Here is a 21,289-nt window from a genome sequence, read left to right on the forward strand (position 1 = left end):
GCGCGTCATATGACGCGCTTTTTTTATACCGTACGCGGCTGTGTGATCCGCAAACCGCTGACAATAGCGGCGACGGTCGCCAGTATGCCTGCCAGCAGGAGTGATGTATGCGTCCCGCTCTTATCAAACATGTTGAAGAGTAACGCCACCAGTGCCGCCCCCGAACTCTGCCCTAAGAGGCGCGCGGTACCGAGCATACCGCTGGCGCCACCGCTACGTTGACGCGGCGCGGAACTGATAATCGTATGGTTATTGGGCGACTGGAACAGACCAAATCCCGCCCCACAAAGGGCCATTCGCCAGATAATATCCGCATCCGTAGGGGCTGTGGGCAGCATCGCAAGCGCAAACAAGCCGCACGCCATCATGGCCAGCCCAAACGCGCCCAATAATCCGGCATGGACACGTTCAATCAGATAACCCGCTAACGGTGCCATCACCATGGTCGCTAACGGCCACGGGGTTAACAACAGACCGGTTTCCACTTCGCTGCGCCCAAGCACCGATTGCATAAAGAAGGGGAGGGAAACGAGAGCCAGCATTTGTGCGCAAAAAGAGCAGATTGATGTACAGATCGATAATGAGAACAGCGGGATACGCAACAGGTCGACGGGTAACAGAGGCACCGGCAAACGCAGTTGCCGACGTACAAAGAAGGTGCCGATCACCAGCATGGCAGCGATTTCAGCGAGCACCAGTGTGGTGGATTGCCCCTGGGCGAAGCCACTCATCGCGGTTATCAGTAAACCAAACGTTAGCGCGTTCATCACTGCGCTTGGGAGATCGAATTTCGGCATTGCACTACGTGAGCCATTGGCGGGCAAATAGCGCAGCGCCAGGACCAGCGAGAGTATACCCAGTGGCACATTAATCAAAAACAGCCACTGCCAGGAGGCGACAGAGAGAATAGCCGCGGCAATCGTCGGGCCTGCCGCCGAGGAGACAGCAACCACGAATGAGTTGATTCCCATCCCGCGTCCCAGTTGACGCTGGGGGTAAATCAGGCGAATTAATGCAGTATTCACACTCATTAGCGCCGCGCCACCGAAACCTTGCGCGACACGAGCAAGCGTCAGCGTGAGTAATGAATCTGACAGCGCGCATAACAGGGACGTCAGCGTAAAAAGCACCAGCCCGCACTGGTAGACGCGACGGTAGCCGAACATGTCGCCGAGGAAGGACAACGTCAGCAGGGAGATGACAATCGCTATCTGATAGGCGTTAACGACCCATATTGAGCTGGCTGGTGAGGCGTGCAGATCCCGCGCAATTGTAGGCAGTGCAACATTCGCAATAGCGCCGTCGAGTACGGCCATGGTAATGCCAATAACAATCGTTAAAATTGCCCCGTAGCGTTGTGGGACCGGTAAGCCGTCTGGTGTGGATTTATTCATGGGAAAAGCTGGGTTTTGCTTGTTCAATGATTTGTATAATGATTCTATCACCCGCATTTCGGTTTTATATCGCAGATTTGTAACGAAGTGACCAAACTCGGATTGCGACGGGCAGGCGAGAAATTTATAATAAAAAACTATTCTGATTTTTATAAAACACGGGCGATGAGGTGACTAATGGCTATTGCAGATTTGGATAAACAGCCAGACTCTGTGTCTTCTGTACTGAAGGTATTTGGCATTCTGCAGGCGCTTGGCGAAGAACGTGAGATCGGGATCACCGAACTTTCGCAGCGCGTCATGATGTCAAAAAGCACCGTATATCGCTTTTTGCAGACGATGAAATCACTGGGCTATGTTGCTCAGGAAGGGGAGTCAGAGAAATACTCTCTCACCCTCAAACTGTTCGAACTCGGTGCACGGGCGCTGCAAAACGTAGACCTGATCCGCAGTGCTGATATTCAGATGCGTGAACTCTCTCGCCTGACCAAAGAGACTATCCACTTGGGTGCGCTGGATGAAGACAGCATTGTCTACATCCATAAAATCGACTCTATGTATAACCTGCGCATGTATTCACGCATTGGTCGCCGCAACCCGCTGTATAGCACCGCGATTGGTAAAGTATTGCTGGCGTGGCGTGACAAGGAAGAGGTTGTGCAGATCCTTGAAGGCGTAGAGTACAAACGCAGCACTGAGCGCACCATTACCAGTACCGAGGATTTATTACCGATGCTCGATATCGTCCGCCAGCAGGGTTATGGCGAAGATAATGAAGAGCAGGAAGAAGGGTTACGTTGCATTGGTGTGCCAGTCTTTGACCGTTTCGGCGTCGTCATTGCCGGGCTGAGTATCTCCTTCCCGACGCTGCGTTTCTCCGAGGAACGCCTGCATGAGTATGTCAGTATGCTCCACCATGCTGCGCGTAAGATTTCTGAACAGATGGGTTATAACGATTACCCGTTCTGAGTGTGAAAACGCCGCCTTGATGGCGGCGTTTGTTTATCCATTATCGACGACGGTTTCGCTTTTGCGCAGTACCGGACATTGCGTGAGCCCGATAATACCGCTGCTTGAGTGAACATATTGTGCTGTGCTGACGCCCCGGGCCGTCAGGTATTTACACTGTAATCCCAGACCTGCGGCATTTTCATGGCTGCCAATCAGCACGCCATATCCACTTAGCAAAATACCAACCCAGACCAGTGCCACGACAATAATTGTCCTAATAAGAGTGCGCATTTTCATTCCTTGCGTTTGGATACTGTTTTCAGGCTACCGTTTTGGCGGTATACCGCACACCCGAGCATTCCTAAAAACTCCGATTAGAGATACAGTTAGTCGCGGTTTAAGGAACTAATGCTAACCTGGTAACATAGAGTGGAGTATCGGAGAGTGGAGTGAAAAAGTTTAGATGGCTAATACTGATCGCCGTACTGGTGGTCTGCCTGTTGCTCTGGACTCAAATGCTAAATGTGATGTGCGACCAGGATGTTCAGTTTTTCAGCGGCATTTGCGTCATCAATAAATATATCCCCTGGTAGGGGCTTTTTTGTCGTTAATGATGTCCTTCCGTCTTGCCAGTGGTAAAATGTACCTCTTTGGTTGAGGTGGTAAAATGAACGAATTAATGAATTCAGGCGCGCTTAATATCGCGTCTTTTGTCGTTTCGGTGGTGGTGTTGCTGGTCGGGCTGGTGCTGTGGTTCTTTATCAATCGTGCAAGCTCGCGGACGAATGAGCAAATCGAATTGCTCGAAGCAGTGTTAGATCAGCAAAAGCGTCAGACCGCACTGTTGCGTCGTTTGTGCGAATCGAACGAACCGGAAAAAGAAGTCGCTGCTCCGGCACCGGTTGTTGAGGAAGAAGGCAAAGACGACGAATTTATTCGTCTGGTTGCCGAGCGTTAATTTCGTAGGGTGAGGGGCTGTATGGCGCGTAAAAATCTCTGGTTTAATGCCGCACTTCCTCACCATCGTCCCGACGGATTTACTAATCTCACGCCAGGTGGTCATGCGCCTGGCGATGTAAAGCGTTGGCGGCAGGAGCGCAAAGCCGAAGGATTACCCCGTCCACCCGCAGAGGGCTATGCCAGTTTTACTGCTCAGTGGTGGCAGCATGCAGAAATTCAGGGCGACGATGACAGGGTCTGGTGGTTAGGTCACTCGTCAATTCTGTTGCGCCTGATGGGACAGTATATTTTGACCGATCCGGTATTCTCAGATCGGGCATCGCCACTACGTTTTGCCGGACCGCAGCGACGAACACCGCCTGCACTGACCATTTCCGAACTCCCTTCGCTCGACACTATCGTTATCTCGCACAATCACTATGATCACCTTGATGCCAGAACGATGCGCGCGCTTATCCAACGTTTTCCACATGTGACGGTTTTTGTCCCCCTCGGGCTGGGAAACTGGTGCCGTCGTTTGGGGGCGAGCAATGTGACGGAACTGGACTGGTGGCAAAGCGTGGTATTCCAGGGGCTTGTGTATACGGCTGTGCCAGCTCAGCACTGGAGCATGCGCACCCCCTGGGATCGCAATAACGCCTTATGGTGTGGTTGGGTTGTGGAAAATAGTGCACATCGTTTCTGGTTTCCGGGAGACACGGGTTACTGCGAGGCGTTATTGACTATTCCTCAACGGTTAGGACCGCTCAGCCTGGCAGCGCTCCCTATTGGTGCATACGCTCCTCGTTGGTTCATGGCCTACAACCATATGGATCCGCAACAGGCGGTAACGTTATGGCAGCAGTTGGGCAAACCGCTAACGTTTCCAATTCACTGGGGTGTTTTTGAACTGGCGGATGAATCACTGGATGAGCCGCTGCGCGAGTTGCATAACGCATTAAGCGAAACGGCAGATGACATTACGAACTTCATGACGCTGAAAATTGGTCAGTCTTTTTCTTTGCAAAATACGGACGAGTAGCACTGGTACTAATTTATTATTTAGAAGAAGTTAAATATTTTTTATTTTTATCGAAACGTTTTTATTGCCTTTTAATGAGGCACTGTCATCAGACTTTCATTATTTTGGTGCACACTCCTGCTTAATTGCACAACAAATATTCGATGGTAAACCAACACATTTGATTAGTTACAAGAGGGGCGCATTTCAGACCTTCCTGATTAGCGAAAATTGGCATAGGTATGCGTTAATGCTGTTACTGATATAAGGTATGCCGGAATATTTTTATCCCCCCACGTGGACGAATGGAACTCATTGAGCTATGGTAAAAAAGATGGGTTATCAAACGGAGCCAGAAGGCGGGCTGCCTGTCGTTACGAGGTTATCTTGTATGCATAAATGTGCATCGGTTGTATTGATAACCTTAGAATTTGTGCGACGGATCCAGGCCTTTTTAAAAATGGCTTGCCATAATTTACGTTGTGTGTGATAACACGTTTTGGGTCAAACGAGGTACAGTTCTGTTTATGTGTGGCATTTTCAGTAAAGAAGTCCTGAGTAAACACGTTATCGTTGAATACCGCTTCTCTGCCGAACCTTATATTAGTGCCTCAAGCAGTAATGTCTCAGTTTTATCTCAGTTAATGCCTACGGGCGAAGTATATACATTAAGGAATATTGCAAATGGCAAAGATTAAAGGTCAAGTTAAGTGGTTCAACGAGTCCAAAGGTTTTGGTTTCATTACTCCTGCTGATGGCAGCAAAGATGTGTTCGTACACTTCTCTGCAATCCAGGGTAACGGCTTCAAAACTCTGGCCGAAGGCCAGAACGTTGAGTTTGAAATTCAGGACGGCCAGAAAGGCCCGGCAGCTGTTAACGTAACTGCTATCTAATTTCAAAACCACTGGTACTTGAGACGCCACTGGCGTATCAATGTCAGCGAAAAGCCTCGCCACCGTGCGGGGCTTTTTAATTTCTGGCTTCGCATTCCCCGATGCGCCGAATGGCGGTAAACTTGCGTCCTTTAAAGAGTCCCGGAGTTGCCATGCCCTTCAGTTGCCCACTTTGTCACGCCCCCTTGACGCGTTCCGAACATAGCTTTTCCTGTCCACAACGTCATCAGTTCGACATCGCGAAAGAAGGGTACGTCAACTTACTGCCCGTGCAGCATAAGCGTTCGCGGGATCCGGGTGACAGTGCGGAAATGATGCAGGCGCGCCGTGCGTTTCTTGATGCCGGACACTACCAGCCGCTGCGCGATGCGATCGCTTTACAGTTACAGACGCGCCTCCCTGCGCAGGCAGAGGCGATACTGGATATTGGCTGTGGGGAAGGGTACTACACTCAGTCCTTTGCTGAGGTCGCGCAGCGTAAAGAGGCCCGGACGTTTGGCCTCGATGTTTCAAAAGCCGCCATTCGGGCAGCCGCGAAACGTTACCCTGAGGTGATGTTTTGCGTTGCCTCCAGCCATCGCCTGCCTTTCCAGAATGACAGCATTGACGCTGTCGTACGCATTTACGCACCCTGCAAAGCAGAAGAACTGGTACGTGTGGTAAAACCGGGGGGATGGGTCATTACCGCAGCGCCTGGGCCACGCCACTTGATGGAGCTGAAAGAGTTAATTTACCGCGAAGTGCAGTTACATGCGCCTGATAATGGCGAGATAGAAGGGTTTCGCGTCGTAGAGCAGCAATCACTGAGCTATCAGATGGAATTAACCGGTGCCGAGGCCGTCGCGTTACTGCAAATGACTCCCTTTGCGTGGCGGGCAAAACCGGATGTCCGGGAGACACTGGCAGCGAAAGCGCGCTTTAACTGTCAGACCGATTTTACCCTGCATTGTCTGCAGCGCGTCGATTAAGGCGCGAAGTGTGACCAGAGGATCTCAATACCGATCCCGATAAGAACGATACCGCCAAGAATTTCTGCCCGCTTGCCCAGCAGCGGGCCAATATACCGACCAATCATCATGCCGAGTGTGGACATCACCAGTGTGGCGCAACCAATCGCCAGCGCGGTCGTCAGAATATTCACCTGCAAGAATGCCAGACCCACCCCTACGGCCATCGCATCAAGACTGGTCGCAATCGCGGTAGTGACCAACAACCAGAAACCGTGGCGATGCGGCGCTTCCCCTGCGTCATCCGTCTCTGCGCGAAAACCTTCCAGCACCATTCTGCCGCCAAGGAACATCAGTAAGATGAAGGCAATCCAGTGATTCCACTCCAGAACAAACTGGCTGGCAAGCATCCCCAGACCCCAGCCAATAAGCGGCGTCAGCGTTTCAATAACGCCAAAAATCAGGCCAGTGCGGAGGGCTTCGGAGAATTTGGGTTTATGCAGGGTCGCCCCTTTACCGATTGATGCAGCGAAGGCATCCATCGACATGCCAAAGGCGAGAAGAATTGTGGCGGATAAATTCATGCAAGCGTCCTGACCGGGAGTTCCATATAACACACCACTGCCCCCAGTAAACAGCAGTTGATGTGTCAATGGTCTCGCCTGACTGGATAACTCTCAGTCCGTACGTGCCACGTTTTGCAACGAGTATGTTGACACGTACATTTCCAGCAAATGGAAATCGGCTACTCCCCAACGACGGGCGCAACATTAACATATTTTGAGAATATAAAACAACAACAGAGAATTATTAATCCATTTACCAATTGATAACGATTAACATTTAGATTTATAGGTGAATATAACGTTAAAAAGATTAAGCACTTTCCCGTGGGAAATATAGCAAAGGCTATAAGTGTGCTTATTTAATATACATTGTGGATGTAGGTGATTACATTTAACTTATTGAATTTTAATCATTAAGTTATATATCCTTTCCAGGTCATCAATATTTTTTACCCGAATAAGCAAGCGCCTTTGTTCTAATTGCATCACCAGCACGCCATCCTCGGATAAGTTCATCTCCTTAATTCGGTTATATTCTATCCATACGCTGGAAAAGAAAAACCCCCGCGATTTGAAGATGATCTTCGGTGTACGAATCCAAAAAAGATAAATGGCTAATAATGCCAGCGCGGATAATAACCATGTGGTTAATGGCGTACCGTTATTTGTGACATTGTTGTAAATAAGGATAACCAACAGGCCAACAAAAATAGCCGCATCAACACGGCTGCGACGCAGCAAGGGGAGGGCAAGCAGGGTATCGCCGTGACGGCGGGGCAGGATAAGTTCATCGTAAATGGCAAATGCCAGCAGGGCGGCGATAAACAACATCAGTATGCTGTCCGTGAGCGTCATGGTTCCTCCTGATAATAAAAAACCGGGGCAAGGCCCCGGTTATAACACAACGGATTACAGACCTAACAGGCCAACCGCATACCCAACGATCCCGATGACGAAGAAGCCAACGATGATCCACAGCGGGTTCACTTTCTTACGTAACAGCCACATACAGGCGAAAGTCAGCAGTAGCGGAACCAGACCTGGCATCAACTGATCAAGGATGGTTTGCACTGTCGTGACGTTTTGTTTACCTGTCTGGTCGGTAATACGCGAGACCACCAGCGGAATGTTAACGTGTGTCCATTTATTAACCAGTGCCCCCATAACAAAGAGGCCGAGAATGGATGCCCCTTCTGTCAGTTTCTGCAGGAAGCCGCCGCCCATATCCTGAACAATATCAATACCCTTACGATAACCATAGGCTACACCGTAATAGCGGGTTGCCAGGCGCACCAGGTTAAACAGGAAGAAGAACAACAGTGGCCCAAGCAGGCTGCCGCTCATGGCAATACCCGCGCCAAGCGCTGCGAATACCGGACGTACGGTACCCCAGAAAATGGGGTCACCCACGCCCGCCAGCGGCCCCATCAGACCCACTTTGATACCGTTGATGGCACCATCGTCAATCTCAGCCCCGTTCGCACGCTGTTCTTCCATCGCCAGCGTTACACCCAGTACCGGCGCTGCAACATAAGGATGGGTGTTAAAGAATTCCAGGTGACGCTTGATAGCTTGTTTACGCGCGTCGTTGTTCTCCGGATACAGGCGTCTGATAGCCGGTACCATCGAGAAGCAGAAACCCAGCGCCTGCATACGTTCGAAGTTCCATGAACCCTGAAACAGGTTAGAACGGATGAACACGCCACGAATATCACCCGGAGTGAGTTTTTTCTCAGTGGTAGTTTTAGTCGTCATATCAACCATTTCGCTCACCTGTTAGTCCAGTTCGTTATCGAGATCGTTATTACCAGCAGCCTGTGCAGGCCCGCCAGCAGAGCGGTTATATTTCGGGCTCAGTTGGATATAAAGGATGGCCATCACGGCACCAATCACACCCAGCGCAACGAGGTTGAAGTTAGTAAACGCCGCCGTCACGAAACCAAGGTAGAAGAACGGCATCAGGTAGCCTGCGCGCATCATATTGATAACCATCGCATAACCAACCACCACGATCATGCCGCCAGCGATGTTCAGACCACTGGTTACGACTTCCGGAATGGCGTTCAGCATACCCTGAACTTCACTGGTCCCGACGGAGATAGCAACGATAACGGCCGGGATAGCGATACGCATGGCCTGAAGGAACAGGGACGAGACATGGATCCAGGACAACGCCGTGAGGTTGCCGTTGTTTGCCGCCTTATCCGCCGCGTGCTGGAAGGCCACGGTGATGGTACGCACAATAATGGTCAGTACCTGGCCTGCTGCTGCCAGTGGGATAGCCAGCGCGATACCGGCGCCGATACTTTGATGACCCGCGATAACCAGGACGGTTGAGATAATAGAGGCGAGCGCGGCATCGGGCGCGACCGCCGCACCGATGTTCATCCAGCCCAGCGCAATCATCTCCAGGGTACCGCCGATGATAATACCGGTTTTCATATCCCCCAGGACGATACCCACCAGCGTACAGGCCACTAACGGACGGTGAAACTGAAATTCATCGAGTACCGATTCCATACCGGCAATACACGCGACGACGAACACCAGCACAATCTGAAGAGTGGTAATCTCCATTGTACTTCTCCTATGCTAAACAAACGTAAGTGTGAAACTGAGTCAACCAACCCGGCGCGGTTACTTCGCGACCTTATTGATCAAATCCATCATTTTCAGTTTCGGGTCGTTAGAAACTTTGCGAACTTCCAGCTCGATATTGCGTTCGTTGAGCTTTTTGAAGGCCGCAATGTCTTTTTCATCCACCGAAACCGCGTTGTTCACCTGAGTTTTCCCCTGCCGATAGGCCATACCGCCGATATTGACGGTGGTGATTTTCACACCCTCTTCAACAATGCGCAGTACGTCAGTTGGGTTGGTAAACAACAGCATCACCCGCTCACCCGCGTATTTCGGGTTGTTGTAAACACGGATCATCTTGGCAACGTCCACCACGTGCGCCGTCACCCCGGGAGGCGCAACCTGTGTGAGCAGCGTCTTACGTACGTTATCGGCTGCAACTTCATCACTGACGACGATAATGCGCGTCACGTTTGTTTCTTTGGTCCAGCGTGTTGCGACCTGACCATGGATCAAGCGGTCATCAATACGGGCAAGACCAATGACCATATAGTCATTCGGTCCCATCGGTTTTACTGGAGCCGCAGGTTTAGGGGGCGCAACGGGCGTCGGTTTTTCCACAGGTTTGGCTTTCAGCGCTTTCACGCCTTCGCGTCCTGTTTCCACCGCGACAGCTACCAGTTCATCAAAGGTTGGGTTGTCGTCTCGCGCCATCAGTGTTTCCACGAGCATAGGAATATTGACGCCAGCCACCACTTCATAATGCTCTTTATCGACGACAATGCGGCTGGCAGCATTGAACGGGCTACCACCCCATGTATCAACGAGAAATAGCACGCCCTGATGTGTATCGAGCTTTTCCAACTGCGCGTTGTATTTCTCGATTAACGTCTCGGCGTTTTCACCGGGAACGAAATCGATCCAGCCGACGTTCTCTTGCTCGCCCAATAGCATTTCGGCGGTTTTGAGTAACTGTTCCGCAGCCCAACCATGTGTGCCTATCACAATAGCAATGGTCACTTGCTACCTCCTTCGTTTTTGTCGTTAACACATCATTAACTGATGCGTTCTGAATCTCTCTGACAGCCCGAATCGATTCAGACAGGGCTTAGAAAGAAAAAACTAAGACTTCCGGGAATTATTTTAGATAGTGAAAAAATAATTTATGTGATGAACATCCGTAATTTAGCTTTAGCGTACGGGAAATTTCGGAGCGAAAAATATCTCTCAAAATGCAAATTCAGGTAAATCTTTGCAAAACCCAAAGTCTCTCTGATATGTTTAACATCCGTTTACATTATCAGGAGTACAGGGCATCAGCCCGCCGTATGGACCGTCACCGACGCCAGTTCCCCCTTTGGCCTGTTTGCGCCAGCCATTCTTTAACCTTGAACCCCCTTGTTGTCATCATGCCTGCGCCCCCCTACGCGCGGACTCATCATGCCTTTAGCAGGAGCTTGCCATGGAATTCTTAATGGACCCCTCAATATGGGCGGGGTTGTTGACACTTGTTGTTCTGGAAATTGTTCTTGGTATTGATAACCTGGTATTTATCGCCATCCTCGCCGATAAATTGCCGCCAAAGCAACGAGATAAAGCGCGCCTGATTGGCCTCTCTCTGGCGCTGGTGATGCGTTTAGGCCTGTTGTCTCTGATCTCCTGGATGGTCACGCTGACAAAACCGCTCTTCTCCGTCATGGATTTCACCTTCTCTGGCCGTGATTTGATCATGCTGCTCGGGGGGATATTCCTGCTCTTTAAAGCGACGACCGAGCTACATGAAAGGCTGGAGAATCGTCAACACGACGAAGGACAGGGTAAAGGATATGCCAGTTTCTGGGTGGTAGTAGTACAGATTGTTATTCTTGATGCTGTCTTCTCGCTTGATGCGGTGATCACAGCGGTCGGGATGGTGAACCATCTGCCGGTCATGATGGCAGCCGTGATCATTGCCATGGCGGTGATGCTGCTGGCATCCAAACCGCTGACCCGCTTCGTCAACCAGCATCCCACGGTGGTGGTGCTCTGTCTGAGCTTCCTGCTGATGATTGGTCTGAGCCTGGTCGCGGAAGGTTTTGGTTTCCATATTCCGAAAGGCTACCTGTACGCGGCGATTGGTTTTTCAATCATTATCGAGCTGTTCAACCAGATTGCCCGTCGCAACTTTCTTCGTCATCAGTCAACGCTGCCGCTGCGTGCGCGTACCGCCGATGCGATTTTGCGGCTGATGGGCGGCAAACGTCAGGCCAGTCAGACGCAGGATACAGACAGTCAGTCGCCGGTATCGGTGCCGGAAGGCGCGTTTGCCGAAGAAGAACGTTACATGATCAATGGCGTATTAACGCTGGCTTCCCGCTCGTTGCGTAGCATCATGACGCCGCGCGGTGAAATCAGTTGGGTCGACGCTAACCTGAGTGTGGAAGAGATCCGCCAGCAGCTTCTTTCCTCACCGCACAGCCTGTTCCCGGTCTGTCGTGGGGAACTGGATGAGGTGCTGGGTATTGTTCGCGCGAAAGAGATGCTGGTGGCGCTGGAAGAGGGAACGGACGTTGCAGCAATGGCGTCGGCCTCGCCCGCGATCGTCGTGCCGGAAACGCTGGACCCGATAAAACTGCTGGCCGTATTGCGCCGTGCCCGTGGCAGCTTCGTTATCGTCACCAACGAATTTGGCGTGGTACAGGGGCTGGTAACACCGCTGGATGTGCTGGAGGCGATTGCTGGTGAGTTCCCGGATGCTGACGAAACGCCGGAAATCGTCGCTGACGGCGATGGCTGGCTGGTTAAAGGCGCCACCGATTTGCATGCTCTGCAGCATACTCTGGGCCTGGACACTTTGGTTAACGAAAACGAGGATATCGCCACCGTTGCGGGCCTGGTGATCGCCATTAATGGTCAGATCCCCCGTCCGGGTGACACGCTGGAGCTTGCGCCTCTGCATATCAGCGTTATCGAAGCCAATGACTATCGCGTCGACCTGGTACGTGTTGTTAAAGAGCGACCGCTTCACGACGAAGAAGAGTAATTTCCCTATGGCATAAGCGGCATCATTAGCCCTTTACGCCGTGCTGGCGGGGAAGTCCACCCTGCCAGCCAACGCGGAAACTCTTTAATTGGCATAGGCTTCGCGTACAGAAATCCTTGCAATATATGCACCCCCCGTTGCCGCAGATGCTGCGCCTGACGGGGGTTTTCTACCCCTTCCGCCACCAGTTCAATATTCAGACGTTGCCCCAGGGCGATAATCATATCTGTCACCGTCGAGTTCACCGCATCCGTACCAATAGCCATGGTGAAGGACTTATCAATTTTTAAGACATCCGGGCGCAGTCTCTCCAGCCATGACAGTGAACTGTTGCCCGTACCGAAATCGTCAATAGCGATTTTAGCTCCCCTGCGATGAAGCTCGCGCACCATACGGTAATCCACGTCATGCAGCGCATCGCGCTCGGTAAGCTCTATGGTTAATTGTTGCACCGGGTTCGCGTGATACCAGAGGCGATTAAGATCCTGGAGCAACATGCCATGGCGCAAGTGGCTCGGCGCGACATTGATACCAATCTGAAATGTACTGTCCGCCGGAAAAAGCCCAAGCTGGCGCTGGGTTTCCGCCATCACATAGCGTGTCAGTGGGGCGATTAAATTGTGCTGTTCAGCGATGGGAATAAAAACATCGGGAGGGATCCAGCCCTGACGAGGGTTGTTCCAGCGCAGCAGTATTTCGACGCCAATACAGGTGTTATTGTTCGCCTCCAGAAGCGGCTGGCAAAATAGCTCAAATTCCCGTGCGGCAAGGCCCAGATTGATCTCGCCGGAAAAGCTCATACGGCTGGCCGTGGCCAACCAGGCAATATAACCAATCAGTAAACTCAGCAGCAGCCCCAGCGGTAATTGCGACGGCAAATGACGCCATGCCAGTGCGCCTGCTCCCGGCCCGGTCACGCTGACGATAAAGGGAAAATGTTCTGATTCCTGTTGATAACGCTCTTCATTATTCAGCTCCGGCAGACGATTACTGACGCCGCTACCATAGGTCAGATGACGGTCATTCATGCTCAGGCTGGCGGACGTAATCAAGGGCTCATCAGGTTCCAGCATTAAATTGGTCAGCAAATCGATATTAACAACCTCGATAATGCCGCTCTGACCGTCGGTGGCGGCGGGATACCACATGATCATCACCGGGCTGTTTTTTAAAAGCGACTGATCGGTGGAAAGCATCATGACTGGTTTCGTCGACGGTAACGCGGGTTGCAGTTGCTTAATGGGCACATCCCGATAACCAAAAATGCTCGAGCAGTACAGAATCCCGTCTTTTATAAGCCCGATGTCACGCACGGTCTGCAAACTGGCGGCCTGAGTGCGCAATTGCAGGTGAGCATTGGCGCAAGATGTCCCGACGAGGGGCAGAATCACGTCACGTTTGTGTTCAAGAGGTAAGAGTAATTTATCGAATGATTCAACAGCATGTGCGGTGAAAGCGACAATTTTCTGCTGATTAATATTGCGCTCCGAAATAAAGAGAATGGCGAGAGTGGAAATGAGCGTCACCATTGCCAGGGCTACGCAAATTGCTAAGCGCTTGCGCAGATAGCTTTTAATAATTCTCTGTGCTGTTTGCATGCCGTGACCGCCTTAAAAGCCACTGGCCTGGAATTTCCGCCAGAACAAAGAAAGTGTAGTTGGGAAAGCGGGAATGCGATGAGAAAAGGCACGGAATTTAGCCCTTCCGTCGTAGAAGGGCTGGAAAAGAGTATTAGTCGCACTGAACCTTAATGGCGAGGCCGCCACGAGAGGTTTCACGATACTTAGCGTTCATATCTTTGCCGGTCTCGTACATGGTTTCGATAACCTTATCCAGTGAGACTCGGGGGGCGCTGGTACGGCGCATGGCCATACGGGAGGCATTAATGGCTTTGACGGAGGCGATAGCATTACGCTCAATGCAGGGCACCTGTACCTGACCGGCTACCGGATCGCAGGTGAGGCCAAGGTTATGCTCCATGCCGATTTCCGCCGCCACGCACACCTGTTCCGGGCTGGCGCCCAGTAACTCCGCAAGGCCCGCCGCCGCCATTGAGCAGGCGACACCCACTTCACCCTGGCAACCCACTTCGGCACCGGAAATCGATGCGTTCATTTTGTACAGTGCGCCAATCGCGCCAGCGGCAAGGAAATAGCGGATATAAATGTCCGGGCTGACGGATTCGATAAAGTGGTCATAGTAAGCCAGCACTGCCGGGACAATACCACAGGCACCGTTTGTCGGCGCTGTCACCACACGCCCACCGGCAGCGTTCTCTTCATTCACTGCCAGCGCGAACATATTGACCCAATCGATAACATTCATTGGATCACTGGATAATTTATCGCTGGCGACCAGCATACGGCGCAGCGCCGAGGCGCGACGCGGGACGCGCAGTGGGCCAGGCAGCACGCCTTCTGTATTCATCCCGCGATCGATACAGGCACGCATGGTCGCCCAGACATGACCAAAGTACGCTTCGATCTCCTGCTTGCTATGCAGCGCGAGTTCGTTTTGCATCACCATGCCAGAGAGTGACAGGCCGGTCTCTTTGCAATAATTCAGCATATCGCTGGCGGATTTGAACGGGTAGGGAACGGTCACTTCGTTGAGCACTTCTTTACCAAAATGCTCTTCATCGACAATAAAACCGCCACCGATGGAGTAATAGGTCTTGCTGTAGACTTCGCGCTCACCATTCCACGCGTGGATGCTCATGGCATTTTCGTGCAGCGGCAGGTTGTCGCTGTGAAAACGCATGCCGTTATCCTGCGGGAAATCGACTTCCCGGCGGCCCTGCGCCAGCAACAGGCGGCCCCGGTTTTCCACATCGCGAATAAACGCAGGGATGGAATCAATGTCTACCGTGGCCGGCTCATTGCCAGCCAGACCCATAATAATGGCGATATCGGTATGGTGGCCTTTACCTGTCAGCGACAGTGAGCCATAAACGTCCACCGCGACGCGGGTAACGCTTTCCAGTAATCCTTTTTCGACCAGGTCATCGACGAACTGTTTCCCGGCTTTCATCGGGCCAACAGTGTGGGAGGAAGAGGGACCAATACCCACCTTAAACATGTCGAATATACTAATCACATTAACACTCCTGACAGGGTTACCGGGGGTTCCAGTAACGATGTAATAACTGCGCATAGTGTAAGAGGGAAGCGTGCAGGCAGCTTAATTATTCACATGAATTAAACTAATGCCTGACCTCGATTTTACTAATAGCGCGCGGCCACATTCCGCTGTCTTAAAAATGCTTCGTGCTAAGTATAGTCAAGGGCGAAGCCCCACCTGCAGCGCCAGCTCACGAATTATGCCTGCGGTCATGCCCCAGACAAAATAATGCTGATACCAGGAGAGCCAAACCCGGTGCGCGTTGCCCTGACGATGAATGTCCAGCGGGTGATAGCGCCCCAGGCGTAACGCCTCGGCAAGCGGCATTTCAAACACCGAAGCCACCTCATCTTCGCTGGCATGGTAGTGCAGGTCAGGGGGAATGATCCCCACAACGGGCGTCACGCGAAACCCGGTGACGCTGTCAACCGGCGGTAGCACACCGATAACCTCGACGGAGTCGGGCGGGATGGCGACCTCTTCTTGCGCTTCGCGCAGTGCCGCGGCAATCAGCGAGGTATCGGTATCATCAACGGCCCCGCCGGGAAAGGCGACCTGCCCGGCGTGTTTTCGTAATCGCGGCGAGCGCTGTGTCAACAGTAACCCTGGCTGCTCGCGCCGCACTACCGGCACCAGCACTGCCGCCTGCCGCGCATTTGCGGCGGTGGGGTGTAGCTGGGGGCGTAAAAGCTGAAAACGCGAGAGAAAATCATCGAGGGTTAAGTTTGGCTGCGCCACGGTTTAGCTCTCCAGTTGCTGCAAGATACGGTTAACTTTATCAAATGTTTCCTGATATTCAGCCTCCTCGTTGCTGTCCGCCACGATGCCGCCCCCCGCTGAGCAGAAGATTTGCCCCGCCCACGCCGTCAGGGTACGAATGGTGATGCTGGTATCCATGGCGCCGCAAAAACTGATGTACCCAATGCTGCCGCACCAGGCATTACGCCGTTGCGGTTCCAGTTCATCGATAATCGCCATGGCGCGAATTTTGGGCGCACCGGTAATCGACCCACCTGGAAACGCGGCGCGTAGCACATCACTGGCATGCAATGTGGCAGGCAGCTTTGCTGTCACGGTACTGACCAGATGGTGAACCGCCGGAAAGGGCTCTACGGCAAACAGCGTCGGCACGCGCACGGAGCCGGGCACGGCCACCCGACCAATATCATTGCGCATCAGGTCGACAATCATCAGATTCTCGGCCCGGTCTTTCGTTGATGCGGCCAGTTTTTGCGCCTGTTGCGCATCGTCCCGGGGGTCAGGCAGGCGCGGGAGCGTGCCTTTAATGGGACGCGTCTCGATAACATCATCCTGAAGCTGAATAAACCGCTCCGGCGACAGGCTTAAAATCGCGCCTTCTTCCAGGCGTAAAAAAGCACTGAACGGAGCGCGATTCGAGCGGTTCAGGCGGCAAAAAGCCTGCCATTCATCACCGACATAATGCGCCTGAAAACGCTGTGCAAGATTAACCTGATAACAATCGCCGCTGTGCAGCCAGGCCTGTACCTGACGAAATTTCTCACCATATTCAGAGCGCGTCATGTTTGCCTGCCAGGGGGAGGTCAGGCTAAACGGGACGACGGACGGCGGCGTTTGGGCGTTAAGCCAGGCCAGACGTGTCTGCGGCTCCCGGTAGCTCAGCAGCGTGACGTGCTGTTTATGGTGATCCACCACCACGGCCCAGTCATAAATTCCTGTCGCCATATCCGGCAGCAAAATGTCTTTTTGCGCGAATGCGGGCAGTTTTTCAAAGCGACGCCCTAAATCGTAACCGAACAGTCCGAGCGCCCCGCCCTGAAACGGTAGATCGTCGTTAGCCTGTGGGCGGATCCCGGCCTTGTCCATGGCCTGCTTCACCAAACTAAACGGATCCTCTGTGGACTCGCGCGCGCCATCCGCATCGGCGATGGTAGTCTGTTCACCCCGGGTGACAAGTGTTGAGAGAGGATCGGCGACCAGAATATCAAAACGGTTGCAGGCATGGTCCGCGTGACCAGAGTGCAGCATCATCGCCCACGGCAGATGATGTATCAGAGAAAAATAGTGCTCTGCGGCATCGGGATGCCACGGTAACGGTATAACAGCGGGGGAAAACGTCTTCATCAGTCCTGGCTCTTTACGCGATCGCTGGCGCATAGCCACGGCGCATGAAATAATTAGCGCGAATAATTTAGCAGGAGTTCACGATGTTTGCAGGTTTACCTTCCCTCAGCCACGAACAGCAGCAAAAAGCCGTCGAGCGTATTCAGGAATTAATGTCACAGGGCATGAGCAGCGGTCAGGCCATCTCGCAGGTGGCGGATGAATTACGCGCCACCCATAAAGGCGAACGTATTGTGGCGCGCTTTGAAGACGAAGATGAAGACGAGTAAACCCTGAGTGCGGAGGCGGTGAATGGAAAACGTGATGCCTGAGACAGTACCGGATGCGATCCTTGCGTTTATCACCGAGGCCGTTATCCCCGGCGATCTCACGCTTCCTTTTCACTACCCACAGCCAGAGCAATGGCACGCGTGGCATTGCGGTTTTCGCTGGCACGGCGTCACCGGGGAAAGCCTGGTGGCTGACACCGCCGGGATGTGGCAACCCGGCTGGTATTTGATAGCCCTTAATGGCCTGGACGATCCGTTCTTTATCGATTTGAACGAAGCGGCAGACGGCTACCCGGTCTATTATGCCGCACACGGCGCGGGTCGCTGGCAGGCAGAACGCATCGCACCCGGTTTGCACGCCTTTCAGTTCCTTTTACGTCAACTATGCCATGCCGATGAGGCGACCACGCTGGCGTTACTTGACGCGCATACCGAAGCGGACAGTCCATTCTGGCTTGAGCTTCGGGAAGCGCGCCAGGCAGGCGATGGCGACGACGATAACGTCCCTGACGTAGATCCGCAGGACTGGCAGGCGGGGCGTCTGCTCATTACCGATATTGGCCCGCAGAAACTCAAAGTGGTTCAGGTCCTCAGAAAAGCGCTGAATTTACCGCTGGCTGATGCGCTGAGTTTTGTCGCCAGCCCGCCGATTTGTGTGGGTGAGGATTTTCGCCTGCGCTTGCGCCCACTGGAGCGCGAGTTACAGGCCACTGGCGCACGCGTTACCTTTGCGCCTGCGGGCCCGGTGCTGGAAACTCTGCGGTTAAATATGGCGCTTGGCATCGACGCGCTGATTGCCTGCGTGAAGGCCGGGCAGGGTAAATCGCTCTACTATGATGTGTATTCAACACACGACGGGGCTTTTCAGGCGGGCGATGCGCTTTATGTGGTTGCCAGCGATGACGCCGAAGCCGCGGCAGCAACGGGGCGATACCACCACTTTGCCTGTATGGGCGAACATTTTCAGTCCGTTGTGGAACTGGCGATCCAGCAAAAGCCTGACGCCCGCGACAGTGAAATTATCCGCGCACTCAACTATTACCTGGAGTACGACGACTTTTTGGATATGGAATAAATTCCGGCGCGGGATGCGCGCCGGATTGCGTCCTGTCAGACGGCGGCAACAATTTTAATTTCGACTTTGTACTTCGGGTTCATCAACCCGGCCTGAACGGTGCAGCGTACAGGCGCATGACCGGCGACAACCCACGCGTCCCAGGCTTTGTTCATCGCCGCGAAATCACTTTTATCCACCAGAAAGATTGTCGCATCCAGAATGCGCGTCTTATCGCTGCCCTGCCTGGCCAGCACGGCGTCAATCTGCGCCAGGGTGTTGGCGGTTTGTTCAAAGGCGTCGGCATCAAGGTTTTCCGGCACACCCGTGTAGTAGAGCGTCTGGTTATGGATAACCGCGTCTGACCAGCGGGCGTCGGCATCAATGCGGGTAATGGTCATATTTTATTCCTCATGGTTTTCCTTATGATTGCGGGCAAGACTGCCACAGACTGGCGCAAAACCCAATGCCCTGACATAATCGCTGGCGATTTATCCAGTGTGGGGGCAGTGTGACGGACGATTTTGCAACAGACGGTCAGTTGGCCAAAGCGATACCGGGTTTTAAACCCCGTGAACCACAACGTCAGATGGCCCATGCCGTCAGTGACGCAATTGCCCGCACACAGCCGCTGGTGGTAGAGGCGGGCACCGGGACCGGGAAAACTTATGCCTATCTGGCTCCGGCGTTGCGCGCCGGCAAAAAAGTGATCATCTCAACGGGATCGAAAGCCCTACAGGATCAGCTTTACAGCCGTGATTTACCGACGGTGGCAAACGCGCTCAAATTCACCGGCCATACCGCGTTGCTTAAAGGACGTTCAAACTACCTCTGCATTGAGCGACTGGAACAGCAGGCGCTGGCGGGGGGCGATCTGCCGGTGCAAACCCTCAGTGACGTCATTTTATTACGCTCCTGGTCAAATCAGACCAAAGATGGCGACATCAGCACCTGTGTCAGCGTGGCGGAAGATTCTGCCGTCTGGCCGCTGGTGACCAGCACCAATGACAACTGTCTGGGCAGCGACTGTCCGATGTACAAAGACTGCTTCGTGGTAAAAGCGCGCAAAAAAGCGATGGATGCCGATGTGGTGGTGGTCAACCATCACCTGTTCCTGGCAGACATGGTGGTGAAAGAGAGCGGTTTTGGCGAGCTTATCCCGCAAGCCGAAGTGATGATCTTCGATGAAGCGCATCAGCTTCCGGATATCGCCAGCCAGTATTTCGGCCAGTCTATCTCCAGCCGCCAGTTACTGGATTTAGCCAAAGATTTCACCATTGCCTACCGCACCGAGTTACGTGATACCCAGCAGTTGCAAAAATGCGCCGACAGGCTGGCGCAGAGCGCACAGGATTTTCGCCTGCAATTGGGTGAACCGGGGTATCGCGGCAACCTGCGAGAACTGCTGGCCGATGCCCATATCCAGCGGGCGTTGCTGCTACTCGATGACGCGCTGGAACTCTGTTATGACGTGGCAAAACTGTCGCTTGGACGTTCGGCCCTCCTCGACGCGGCGTTTGAGCGCGCAACGTTGTACCGCGCACGGCTCAAACGGCTGAAAGAGATCAATCAGCCCGGTTTTAGTTACTGGTATGAGTGCACCTCGCGCCATTTTACCCTGGCGCTGACGCCGCTCACCGTGGCGGACAAATTCAAAGAGGTGATGGCGCAGAAAAGCGGTAGCTGGATTTTTACCTCGGCAACGCTCTCGGTGAACGATGATCTGCACCACTTTACTGCGCGGCTCGGCATCGAAGAAGCGCAAACGCTGCTGTTGCCAAGCCCGTTCGATTACGCCCGCCAGACACTGCTTTGTGTGCCACGAAACCTGCCGCAGGCGAATCAGCCAGGAGCGGCCCGCCAACTGGCGGCAATGCTCAAACCGATCATTGAAGCGAACAATGGTCGCTGCTTTATGCTCTGTACTTCCCACGCCATGATGCGTGATCTCGCTGAGCAGTTCCGCGCCACCATGACGTTGCCCGTTTTGCTGCAGGGAGAGACCAGCAAAGGGCAGTTGTTGCAGCAATTCATCACCGCGGGAAATGCCTTGCTGGTGGCGACCAGCAGTTTCTGGGAAGGGGTGGATGTGCGTGGCGACACGCTGTCGCTGGTCATTATCGACAAACTGCCGTTTACCTCGCCGGACGATCCGCTGCTCAAAGCCCGGATGGAAGATTGCCGCCTGCGCGGTGGCGATCCATTTGATGAAGTCCAGCTTCCGGATGCGGTGATTACCCTCAAACAGGGGGTGGGGCGCCTGATTCGTGACGTTGATGACCGGGGCGTGCTGGTCATTTGCGATAACCGTCTGGTGATGCGCCCTTACGGCGCGGTGTTCCTCGCAAGCCTGCCGCCCGCACCGCGTACGCGGGATATTCGCCGCGCGGTTGCCTTTCTTGCGGCCTCTGTGACGGAGTAATTTGGCGCAG

The 21,289-nt window shown here is 53.2% G+C and carries 22 protein-coding genes, 1 pseudogene and 1 riboswitch; of the genes and pseudogenes, 11 read left to right on the plus strand and 12 right to left on the minus strand.

Going from position 1 to position 21,289, the window contains the following annotated elements:
* Positions 1–23 precede the first annotated feature (23 nt).
* Entirely contained in the window at positions 24–1,394 is a 1,371-nt protein-coding gene (locus ABIB59_RS06990; RefSeq protein WP_354034661.1) for an MFS transporter, read from the minus strand.
* A 177-nt stretch (positions 1,395–1,571) separates the two neighbouring features.
* Here ABIB59_RS06990 and kdgR point away from each other — a divergent pair, with 177 nt between their 5' ends.
* A complete protein-coding gene (gene kdgR / locus ABIB59_RS06995) occupies positions 1,572–2,363 on the plus strand; it encodes a DNA-binding transcriptional regulator KdgR (RefSeq protein WP_039079539.1) in 792 nt (263 codons plus the stop codon).
* A 33-nt stretch (positions 2,364–2,396) separates the two neighbouring features.
* Here the strand turns inward: kdgR and ABIB59_RS07000 are convergent, their stop codons facing one another.
* Complete coding sequence (locus ABIB59_RS07000) at positions 2,397–2,636, minus strand: YobH family protein (RefSeq protein ID WP_354034663.1); 240 nt, start codon at positions 2,634–2,636, stop codon at positions 2,397–2,399.
* A 158-nt stretch (positions 2,637–2,794) separates the two neighbouring features.
* Between ABIB59_RS07000 and mgrB the strand changes: the two genes are divergently transcribed.
* The 6 genes and pseudogenes from mgrB (at position 2,795) to rlmA (ending at position 6,167) form a co-directional block, all read left to right on the plus strand.
* A complete protein-coding gene (gene mgrB, locus ABIB59_RS07005; protein WP_072039749.1) occupies positions 2,795–2,938 on the plus strand; it encodes a PhoP/PhoQ regulatory lipoprotein MgrB in 144 nt (47 codons plus the stop codon).
* 74 nt (positions 2,939–3,012) lie between these two features.
* The gene (locus ABIB59_RS07010) at positions 3,013–3,303 is read left to right on the plus strand and encodes a YebO family protein (RefSeq protein WP_039079537.1); all 291 of its coding nucleotides are present in this window, start codon (positions 3,013–3,015) and stop codon (positions 3,301–3,303) included.
* A gap of 21 nt (positions 3,304–3,324) precedes the next feature.
* The gene (locus ABIB59_RS07015; protein WP_354034666.1) at positions 3,325–4,326 is read left to right on the plus strand and encodes an MBL fold metallo-hydrolase; all 1,002 of its coding nucleotides are present in this window, start codon (positions 3,325–3,327) and stop codon (positions 4,324–4,326) included.
* 506 nt (positions 4,327–4,832) lie between these two features.
* Positions 4,833–4,977: pseudogene (locus ABIB59_RS07020) on the plus strand (DUF2627 domain-containing protein).
* A 12-nt stretch (positions 4,978–4,989) separates the two neighbouring features.
* Entirely contained in the window at positions 4,990–5,199 is a 210-nt protein-coding gene (gene cspE / locus ABIB59_RS07025; RefSeq protein WP_001062678.1) for a transcription antiterminator/RNA stability regulator CspE, read from the plus strand.
* Positions 5,200–5,351: 152 nt separating this feature from the next.
* Positions 5,352–6,167, plus strand: coding sequence for a 23S rRNA (guanine(745)-N(1))-methyltransferase (rlmA, locus tag ABIB59_RS07030; protein ID WP_039079535.1), 816 nt, complete (start codon positions 5,352–5,354; stop codon positions 6,165–6,167).
* On the opposite strand, the gene mntP is transcribed toward rlmA, so the two are convergent.
* The 5 genes from mntP to manX all read right to left on the minus strand — a co-directional run bounded on the left by mntP (position 6,164) and on the right by manX (position 10,309).
* A complete protein-coding gene (mntP, locus tag ABIB59_RS07035; protein WP_071195209.1) occupies positions 6,164–6,730 on the minus strand; it encodes a manganese efflux pump MntP in 567 nt (188 codons plus the stop codon). The two genes, rlmA and mntP, sit on opposite strands and share 4 nt — an antisense overlap.
* Positions 6,731–6,736: 6 nt before the next feature.
* A riboswitch (yybP-ykoY riboswitch) is annotated at positions 6,737–6,912 on the minus strand.
* A 196-nt stretch (positions 6,913–7,108) separates the two neighbouring features.
* Positions 7,109–7,567 (minus strand): DUF986 family protein, encoded by a 459-nt coding sequence (locus tag ABIB59_RS07040; RefSeq protein ID WP_039079533.1) that lies wholly within the window; start codon positions 7,565–7,567, stop codon positions 7,109–7,111.
* A 54-nt stretch (positions 7,568–7,621) separates the two neighbouring features.
* On the minus strand, positions 7,622–8,476 hold the full coding sequence (locus ABIB59_RS07045; RefSeq protein ID WP_039079532.1) for a PTS mannose transporter subunit IID: 855 nt from the start codon (positions 8,474–8,476) through the stop codon (positions 7,622–7,624).
* A gap of 12 nt (positions 8,477–8,488) precedes the next feature.
* Positions 8,489–9,289 carry a PTS mannose transporter subunit IIC gene (gene manY, locus ABIB59_RS07050; protein WP_039079531.1) on the minus strand — a complete coding sequence of 267 codons (801 nt, stop codon included), beginning with the start codon at positions 9,287–9,289 and terminating at the stop codon, positions 8,489–8,491.
* A gap of 60 nt (positions 9,290–9,349) precedes the next feature.
* Positions 9,350–10,309 (minus strand): PTS mannose transporter subunit IIAB, encoded by a 960-nt coding sequence (gene manX / locus ABIB59_RS07055; protein WP_039079530.1) that lies wholly within the window; start codon positions 10,307–10,309, stop codon positions 9,350–9,352.
* A 442-nt stretch (positions 10,310–10,751) separates the two neighbouring features.
* Here manX and yoaE point away from each other — a divergent pair, with 442 nt between their 5' ends.
* Positions 10,752–12,311: a CNNM family cation transport protein YoaE gene (gene yoaE / locus ABIB59_RS07060; protein WP_354034685.1), complete on the plus strand. Its 1,560-nt coding sequence runs from the start codon at positions 10,752–10,754 to the stop codon at positions 12,309–12,311.
* A 5-nt stretch (positions 12,312–12,316) separates the two neighbouring features.
* On the opposite strand, the gene pdeD is transcribed toward yoaE, so the two are convergent.
* From pdeD to pabB, 4 genes are all read right to left on the minus strand, one after another.
* A complete protein-coding gene (pdeD, locus tag ABIB59_RS07065) occupies positions 12,317–13,909 on the minus strand; it encodes a cyclic di-3',5'-guanosine monophosphate phosphodiesterase PdeD (RefSeq protein WP_079496710.1) in 1,593 nt (530 codons plus the stop codon).
* A 133-nt stretch (positions 13,910–14,042) separates the two neighbouring features.
* A complete protein-coding gene (gene sdaA, locus ABIB59_RS07070) occupies positions 14,043–15,407 on the minus strand; it encodes an L-serine ammonia-lyase (protein WP_354034688.1) in 1,365 nt (454 codons plus the stop codon).
* 183 nt (positions 15,408–15,590) lie between these two features.
* Positions 15,591–16,169, minus strand: a complete 579-nt coding sequence (locus ABIB59_RS07075) for a CoA pyrophosphatase (protein WP_039079526.1) — start codon at positions 16,167–16,169, stop codon at positions 15,591–15,593.
* A gap of 3 nt (positions 16,170–16,172) precedes the next feature.
* On the minus strand, positions 16,173–17,534 hold the full coding sequence (gene pabB, locus ABIB59_RS07080; protein WP_354034690.1) for an aminodeoxychorismate synthase component 1: 1,362 nt from the start codon (positions 17,532–17,534) through the stop codon (positions 16,173–16,175).
* 83 nt (positions 17,535–17,617) lie between these two features.
* Here pabB and ABIB59_RS07085 point away from each other — a divergent pair, with 83 nt between their 5' ends.
* Entirely contained in the window at positions 17,618–17,803 is a 186-nt protein-coding gene (locus tag ABIB59_RS07085; RefSeq protein WP_039079524.1) for a YoaH family protein, read from the plus strand.
* 34 nt (positions 17,804–17,837) lie between these two features.
* Positions 17,838–18,878, plus strand: a complete 1,041-nt coding sequence (locus ABIB59_RS07090) for a DUF7716 domain-containing protein (protein WP_354034692.1) — start codon at positions 17,838–17,840, stop codon at positions 18,876–18,878.
* Between the two features lie 35 nt (positions 18,879–18,913).
* Here ABIB59_RS07090 and ABIB59_RS07095 read toward each other — a convergent pair whose 3' ends face one another.
* Positions 18,914–19,258: a RidA family protein gene (locus ABIB59_RS07095; protein ID WP_039079523.1), complete on the minus strand. Its 345-nt coding sequence runs from the start codon at positions 19,256–19,258 to the stop codon at positions 18,914–18,916.
* 110 nt (positions 19,259–19,368) lie between these two features.
* On the opposite strand from ABIB59_RS07095, the gene yoaA reads away from it, so the two are divergent.
* Positions 19,369–21,279 (plus strand): DNA repair helicase YoaA, encoded by a 1,911-nt coding sequence (gene yoaA, locus ABIB59_RS07100; RefSeq protein ID WP_039079522.1) that lies wholly within the window; start codon positions 19,369–19,371, stop codon positions 21,277–21,279.
* The last annotated feature ends 10 nt before the right edge of the window (positions 21,280–21,289 follow it).

The sequence above is a fragment of the Citrobacter sp. UYEF32 genome, assembly GCF_040546205.1.
Classification (GTDB): Bacteria; Pseudomonadota; Gammaproteobacteria; order Enterobacterales; family Enterobacteriaceae; genus Phytobacter; species Phytobacter diazotrophicus.

Excerpts from the sequence above, each read along its gene's own strand:
- ABIB59_RS06990 (WP_354034661.1), bottom strand. The coding sequence starts at position 1,394 with ATGAATAAATCCACACCAGACGGCTTACCGGTCCCACAACGCTACGGG.
- kdgR (WP_039079539.1), top strand. The coding sequence starts at position 1,572 with ATGGCTATTGCAGATTTGGATAAACAGCCAGACTCTGTGTCTTCTGTA.
- ABIB59_RS07000 (WP_354034663.1), bottom strand. The coding sequence starts at position 2,636 with ATGCGCACTCTTATTAGGACAATTATTGTCGTGGCACTGGTCTGGGTT.
- ABIB59_RS07010 (WP_039079537.1), top strand. The coding sequence starts at position 3,013 with ATGAACGAATTAATGAATTCAGGCGCGCTTAATATCGCGTCTTTTGTC.
- ABIB59_RS07015 (WP_354034666.1), top strand. The coding sequence starts at position 3,325 with ATGGCGCGTAAAAATCTCTGGTTTAATGCCGCACTTCCTCACCATCGT.
- cspE (WP_001062678.1), top strand. The coding sequence starts at position 4,990 with ATGGCAAAGATTAAAGGTCAAGTTAAGTGGTTCAACGAGTCCAAAGGT.
- rlmA (WP_039079535.1), top strand. The coding sequence starts at position 5,352 with ATGCCCTTCAGTTGCCCACTTTGTCACGCCCCCTTGACGCGTTCCGAA.
- mntP (WP_071195209.1), bottom strand. The coding sequence starts at position 6,730 with ATGAATTTATCCGCCACAATTCTTCTCGCCTTTGGCATGTCGATGGAT.
- ABIB59_RS07040 (WP_039079533.1), bottom strand. The coding sequence starts at position 7,567 with ATGACGCTCACGGACAGCATACTGATGTTGTTTATCGCCGCCCTGCTG.
- ABIB59_RS07045 (WP_039079532.1), bottom strand. The coding sequence starts at position 8,476 with ATGGTTGATATGACGACTAAAACTACCACTGAGAAAAAACTCACTCCG.
- manY (WP_039079531.1), bottom strand. The coding sequence starts at position 9,289 with ATGGAGATTACCACTCTTCAGATTGTGCTGGTGTTCGTCGTCGCGTGT.
- yoaE (WP_354034685.1), top strand. The coding sequence starts at position 10,752 with ATGGAATTCTTAATGGACCCCTCAATATGGGCGGGGTTGTTGACACTT.
- pdeD (WP_079496710.1), bottom strand. The coding sequence starts at position 13,909 with ATGCAAACAGCACAGAGAATTATTAAAAGCTATCTGCGCAAGCGCTTA.
- pabB (WP_354034690.1), bottom strand. The coding sequence starts at position 17,534 with ATGAAGACGTTTTCCCCCGCTGTTATACCGTTACCGTGGCATCCCGAT.
- ABIB59_RS07085 (WP_039079524.1), top strand. The coding sequence starts at position 17,618 with ATGTTTGCAGGTTTACCTTCCCTCAGCCACGAACAGCAGCAAAAAGCC.
- ABIB59_RS07090 (WP_354034692.1), top strand. The coding sequence starts at position 17,838 with ATGCCTGAGACAGTACCGGATGCGATCCTTGCGTTTATCACCGAGGCC.
- ABIB59_RS07095 (WP_039079523.1), bottom strand. The coding sequence starts at position 19,258 with ATGACCATTACCCGCATTGATGCCGACGCCCGCTGGTCAGACGCGGTT.